Origin of the sequence: Chamaesiphon polymorphus CCALA 037, assembly GCF_003003845.1 — a bacterium.
GTDB classification, from domain to species: Bacteria; Cyanobacteriota; Cyanobacteriia; order Cyanobacteriales; family Chamaesiphonaceae; genus Chamaesiphon; species Chamaesiphon polymorphus.
Window position 1 is genome coordinate 1 of record NZ_PVWO01000384.1, and the last position, 5640, is coordinate 5640.

The 5640-nt window shown below is 45.5% G+C and carries 7 protein-coding genes and 1 pseudogene; 7 read left to right on the forward strand and 1 reads right to left on the reverse strand.

Going from position 1 to position 5640, the window contains the following annotated elements:
* The first annotated feature begins 62 nt into the window (after window positions 1-62).
* On the forward strand, window positions 63-437 hold the full coding sequence (locus tag C7B77_RS31925) for a WD40 repeat domain-containing protein (RefSeq protein WP_146138456.1): 375 nt from the start codon (window positions 63-65) through the stop codon (window positions 435-437).
* A gap of 125 nt (window positions 438-562) precedes the next feature.
* On the opposite strand, the gene C7B77_RS22365 is transcribed toward C7B77_RS31925, so the two are convergent.
* On the reverse strand, window positions 563-1732 hold the full coding sequence (locus C7B77_RS22365; protein WP_106310085.1) for a Fic family protein: 1170 nt from the start codon (window positions 1730-1732) through the stop codon (window positions 563-565).
* Window positions 1733-1950: 218 nt separating this feature from the next.
* Between C7B77_RS22365 and C7B77_RS22370 the strand changes: the two genes are divergently transcribed.
* From C7B77_RS22370 to C7B77_RS22395, 6 genes and pseudogenes are all read left to right on the forward strand, one after another.
* Window positions 1951-2304: a DUF5335 family protein gene (locus C7B77_RS22370; protein WP_106310087.1), complete on the forward strand. Its 354-nt coding sequence runs from the start codon at window positions 1951-1953 to the stop codon at window positions 2302-2304.
* Window positions 2305-2544: 240 nt separating this feature from the next.
* Window positions 2545-3537 carry a DUF2382 domain-containing protein gene (locus C7B77_RS22375; RefSeq protein ID WP_106310090.1) on the forward strand — a complete coding sequence of 331 codons (993 nt, stop codon included), beginning with the start codon at window positions 2545-2547 and terminating at the stop codon, window positions 3535-3537.
* A gap of 151 nt (window positions 3538-3688) precedes the next feature.
* Window positions 3689-4243 (forward strand): DUF2382 domain-containing protein, encoded by a 555-nt coding sequence (locus C7B77_RS22380; RefSeq protein WP_106310093.1) that lies wholly within the window; start codon window positions 3689-3691, stop codon window positions 4241-4243.
* A gap of 141 nt (window positions 4244-4384) precedes the next feature.
* A complete protein-coding gene (locus C7B77_RS22385) occupies window positions 4385-4597 on the forward strand; it encodes a hypothetical protein (protein WP_106310096.1) in 213 nt (70 codons plus the stop codon).
* A 6-nt stretch (window positions 4598-4603) separates the two neighbouring features.
* Window positions 4604-5317, forward strand: coding sequence for an SDR family NAD(P)-dependent oxidoreductase (locus tag C7B77_RS22390; protein ID WP_106310099.1), 714 nt, complete (start codon window positions 4604-4606; stop codon window positions 5315-5317).
* A 65-nt stretch (window positions 5318-5382) separates the two neighbouring features.
* Window positions 5383-5640: pseudogene (locus C7B77_RS22395) on the forward strand (NADP-dependent oxidoreductase); the annotation flags it as partial.

Sequence of the window (5640 nt, forward strand, 5' to 3'; positions counted from 1 at the left end):
CCTTGGCTCTGAGTAGCTGAATTAGTAGCTGTAACTGCTTTCCAACCTGGATTTTAGCCTTTATTCCGCAACCCCTATTTAAACACAAAGATACTGTTCGATCGGTTGCTATTAGCCCTGACAATCTAACGGTTGTGAGTGGGAGTACCGATGAAACAGTTAAGGTTTGGGACTTGCAAACAAGAAAAATCAAATTTACACTAAAAGGTCATAAGTGTTGGGTTTATTGTGTGATAATCAGTCCAGATGGAAATTATGTTTTTAGTTGCAGTAGCGACAAAACAATTCGAGTATGGGATTTGCACACTGGAAAATGTGTAAGTATTCTCACAGATCATACAGAGTTGATTCATTGTTTAGTAATTAGTCCCGATGGTAAAACCCTGGTTAGTAGCAGTCGGGATAAAACCATCAAAATATGGCAAAGGCAGTTTTAAATTTGACTCGATTGTAAGCCATCAATAAATTGTCGAAAACTAGACTTAATAATGCTGGTGAGCTGATATATCAGCTAAATATGAGAGTTAGTTTTGGGTAATTTCTTAGTTGTATCGAGCAAAACTTACCCCAAGAATAATCTCGGAAAATATCGCTCTAATAAAGTAGAAGGAAAACCAACCCTCACAGCACCTTTAGGTGTATCCGAAACCAACAAGCCAGCCGCCAACAACCGCTGTAATACCTTGCGTCCTTGACGCTCTCGATCTCCGCTTGCTGCGGCTGCTTCACCTCGCTTTAATTCCCCCGATCGAAATACCGCTGCAACTACCTGTTCCGAGCCAGGAAGCAACCTTTTAGTGGCAACTTCTTCCCGTAAATAGACTTCGATTCTGGCAAGTAACTGCTGTGGATCGAGACACGATCGCATAAACTGTACCTGGTCTATACAAGTATTTAAAAAGAACTCACAAAAGGCTTGCAACCCTTTGGCAGTTAAATTCCCCCTCCCGTCGAGATCGTTCCATCTGGGTAAATCGGCATTAGCCAAGACAGCACGATATTCGTCTCTCGATCGTGCCAATCCGCGTGAAATCGACCATAAACTGGTACCGATGCCGATTTCTCGAAACATCGCATGGGAAAATAATCGTGCCACCCGCCCATTCCCGTCATAAAAGGGATGAATCCACGCCAACCGATGATGCGCCGCTGCAACAGCAATTACACGATCGATCTGCGATAGTCGTTCCAGTCGATAACCAGTAGCAAAGCGGGTAATAAAGCGATCGATCGCTGGTGCGGAAATGGGAATGTGTCGCCCCACGATAACATCACCCGTGCGCCATTCACCAGGGACGATTTGAATTTGCTTGCTACCTTCAGCATTACTCAACACCAACATCTCAGGGGGTAATCGAGTGCAAAATTCCCGGTGAATCCATTTCAGGTATTCTCCACTTACAACCTCAGCCTGAGCGTTGCCCAGATCGATGGCTCGTTGCACTTCAATATGCGCCTTGGCTTCCAACTGTAACTCGCGTTGTCGGGGATCGACAGAAAAATCTTGTGCTAGAGCGCGTTCGATATCGATGGGGTGGGTGCGATGTCCTTCGATGAGGTTGCTGTAATAACAATTCATCGTGCGGACTAGATCGCCAATCCCCAGAATCGTTGCAAAATGTAAGTTGCTATTGAGTGCGCTACTTTCTACCCACAGTTGAGTAGCTAAATCCGTCAGTACTCTATTTCCCCCCGTCGGTAGCAATGGTTCGATGAGGGCGAGAGATTCCATAATAGTGCCGATCTTTTTACAGGCTACAAGCATTGATACACATCAATTATAGCGTTATCAACTGCTAAATAGTGCCGATCTTTATGCCGATCTGAAAATCAGAAGAGATGGTGTCAGTGCCAACCTCTAGTAGGGACAATGTTTGCAAATCTGTCGATCGATTGATTTATTATGTAGTATTTTCCACTAGAAATAAGGTGTGAAAATCAGGAGGTAGTATGACCGATCGAATCGAAACGAACAAATCGGTGCCCCAAGAACGTTGGGGTGAGTTTTTCGACCAGTTTTCTAATGGTAATCGCGGCAGACATATCTCGATTGAAATCCTCAATTCCGAAATGGGTGATGAAGAATTGATTCAGGATGCACCCTTAATGGCAATGGTTTACGATCGACCTGGCAAAGGTGACGATCTGATAATTGAAGTGGGTAAAGATGAAGTCACCTACGCTCACACGGTCGATTCGCCGACCGAAGTTTGGACTGCACAAGGCGAAAGTGGTCGGATGATGGCATTATCGATTAGTGATGCTGCGGGTACTAAGACATTAATTAAGTTAGCAGCAAGTTAGTAGTTGGGAGTTGGGAGTTTGACACAGTAACCTAACTTTCGCCGACTAATACTAGTAGTCTACAAAGCGATAAATAGTTTATAAATTATTGAAGAGAGCGAAAAAGTCAAGCGGCTGTTTCGCTCTCTCTCTATTGGTGCGATGGAGATCGGCAGATCGAAAGATAACTAAAAATAGTCAGTTTTGTATCATTTACGAGTACATAAGTCTAAACAAAGTTTAGAACTAGGAGTAAATTAGATGTCTCTTTACAAGATTAAAGACTTCGATCCAGAGTACAAAAAACACTTTGACGATGGCGATGTCATCGGCTTGGATCTCTACGCCGAAAATGACAAGATTGGTTCGGTAGATGACATTATGGTCGATGATAATGGGAGTATTCGCTACCTACTCATCAACACTGGCATGTGGGTTGCAGGCAAACGAGTATTATTACCGATTGGCCGCACGCGCATCGACTACGGCCAAAAACGAGTCTATGCCGAAACTCTGACCAAGAGCCAAGTCGAAGCTCTCCCTGAATTAACCGAAGAAACTCACATCGATGACAACCACGAAGAACGGGTGCGTGATATTTATCGCTCCTCAACACCAGGTTTTCAGGAACTAACGCCACATACAATTGGAGTTGGTTATACGGGAGCTGAGATCTCTCCAGCCAGCACGCATAGCGAACCGATGCTCGATCTCGATACCCCCTACGTCGATGGTCAGGTCGAGTACGATCGTCAAGCTGCGCCAGTACCAATGCCCGCACCCGCACCCGTACCCGCTCCGATGCCTGTCGCTACCACGCCTACAGTCGATCGCGATGCGGATATGTATGCGATCGACGATCGCAATCACCCCAGCTTTAAACTCTATCAAGAGCGGTTAATTGCTAGCAAAACCCGTCAGAAGACTGGGGAAGCTGTCGTTCGCAAACATGTCGAGACAGAAACAGCTACCGCCTCGGTACCCGTTGAAAAAGAGCGTGTAGTCATCGAGCGGATGCCCAGCACTGGTACGACGGCTGCGGCACCTGGTGAAGTTGCCTTCAAAGATGGTGAAGTCTCCCGCGTAGAAGTTTACGAAGAAGTAGCAGAATTTCGTAAAGAAGCCTTCGTTCGTGAAGAAGTCAAAGTCAGCAAAGTCGTAGAACATGAAACTGCTACTACTCAGGAGCAGGTACGACGCGAAGAAATAGATATCAAAAATGCTGGTGACCGACCGATTGTCGATCGCAACTAAATGCAAGCTCCTGGGACATTTTATCTCAGCGACCCAGGATGCTTGCCCCGATCGCTCGCAATTGCAGATAGAGAAATAAATACTCTATCTGCGAACGATAGAGTGAATTTTTTTTAGATATTTGTAGTACAAAAGCCTTAAAGGTAAAACCATGATTTACGATCGATTTAATGATAGTCAGCAACAGCCAAATCTAGTTCAGTTTCAAAAAAACGCTGCCGATTCAACCAGAGTTCTCACAGAAGAAACTATCTATTTGTTAGAAGAACGCTTGATGGTAGATCTGACTAAACATAAGACTGGGGAAATTGTCGTTCGTAAAGAGGTAGATACCCAGGTTTTGCATGTTGAAGTACCAGTACGGCGCGAAAAGCTGATTGTCGAACAAGTTAGTCCCGAATATAAGCTCATCGCTCAAATCGATCTCGGCTCCGAACAGCTCGATCGGGGGGCGATTTCTTATGTCAATCGTGATGACTCGATCGTCGTTAATGGCAGTTCTAAATCTTTATCGATCGATAATAACCAGCGTCCGATAGTAGGTGGTACCGTCACTTCTCCCCAAGCCGCGATCGACATCTTGGCAGAGATTGCGCGGATGGCTGGGGAAGATTACGAAACCATTAGGATTGAAATTGCCCTAAAAGACAATCGCAACCGAGATATTTATCAAAGATTATTCGCAGGCAACCCTTCTGTGAATTGATAATTGATAATTGATAATTGATAACTTAGACTAAAGCAATGTTAGATGCTGGTGTAGGGAAATATTGGGAGATCGATTATCGATCGCCTAAATTTGACCGGAAATTATTTAAACAAATCAGATTGTAAGGAGACAATCAGCATGGGCTATACAGATTTTGTTGACGAAATTAGCCTCGCCGAACAAGCAGAAAATCTAGGAAGAATGGCAATGATGATGGGACTGATTCCGAGTTTTGTCGTCCGCCATTTTCCCGATAGTTGGGAATTTTATATTCCCGATGAGACTGGCAGTAGGCTGACACCAGAAGAAGCATATTTACATCTCAATCGATTAGTCGATCCAGATAATTAACTCAAGATGAATATAAATCCTTCCGAGCGGCGTAAATATGCCCTAGTTACAGGCGCAAATAAAGGAATCGGCTTCGCAATTTGCCAAGGCTTACTCGCTGTTGAATTTGACGTAATTTTAGCAGCCAGATCGATCGACAATGCCACCACCGCCATCGAAAAGCTGCAATCGGATAACGTCCATCCGCTGGTGCTAGACGTCTCCGACGATGATTCGATCGAGCGCGCCGCTCAAGAATATGGCGAAAAATTCACCCATCTCAATGTCCTCATCAATAACGCAGGCATCTATCCAGATGATGACGTAAATATCCTGACAGTCGATCGAGAATTGCTCGATCGATCGCTGAATACCAATACCTTCGGTGTAATTTGCACCACCCAAGCCTTTTTACCGCATTTATCCAAAGCTACTGCGGCGCGAGTAATTAATATGTCTAGCGGCTTAGGTGCCTGGGATGGCATGTCTATCGATACGCCTAGCTATTCCCTCTCCAAACTCGCGCTCAATGGGGCAACGACCTTACTCGCAACCGCTCTCAAATCACAACAAATTGCCGTCTACTCCATGTGTCCTGGTTGGGTGAGAACCGATATGGGCGGTTCCAACGCCTCCCGCTCTCCAGAACAAGGCGCAGATACCGCCATCTGGCTAGCAACAGATGCCGATCCTAATTTGAGCGGTAAATTTTTCCGCAACAGAAAACAAATTCCCTTCTAAACCACCCGATCGATCGCCTTTAGTTCGAGAACACCCAGACAACCCACAATCCTCAATTCCCAATTATGACCCAAATCGTCAGTCGCGAAATTCACCTCATTTCCCGCCCACACGGAATGCCCACAGCAGCTAACTTCGCCACCGTCGAAAATGAGTTAGAACCCTTACCCGATGGACGCGTACTCGTCCGCAACCTCTACATGTCGGTAGATCCCTACATGCGGGGTCGGATGAACGATGTCAAGTCTTACGTACCGCCGTTCCAATTGGGTCAACCGATGGAAGGTAGCGCAGTCGGCGAAGCTGTCTCTTATACACATCAA

Excerpts from the sequence above, each read along its gene's own strand:
- C7B77_RS22365 (WP_106310085.1), bottom strand. The coding sequence starts at position 1,732 with ATGGAATCTCTCGCCCTCATCGAACCATTGCTACCGACGGGGGGAAAT.
- C7B77_RS22370 (WP_106310087.1), top strand. The coding sequence starts at position 1,951 with ATGACCGATCGAATCGAAACGAACAAATCGGTGCCCCAAGAACGTTGG.
- C7B77_RS22375 (WP_106310090.1), top strand. The coding sequence starts at position 2,545 with ATGTCTCTTTACAAGATTAAAGACTTCGATCCAGAGTACAAAAAACAC.
- C7B77_RS22380 (WP_106310093.1), top strand. The coding sequence starts at position 3,689 with ATGATTTACGATCGATTTAATGATAGTCAGCAACAGCCAAATCTAGTT.
- C7B77_RS22385 (WP_106310096.1), top strand. The coding sequence starts at position 4,385 with ATGGGCTATACAGATTTTGTTGACGAAATTAGCCTCGCCGAACAAGCA.
- C7B77_RS22390 (WP_106310099.1), top strand. The coding sequence starts at position 4,604 with ATGAATATAAATCCTTCCGAGCGGCGTAAATATGCCCTAGTTACAGGC.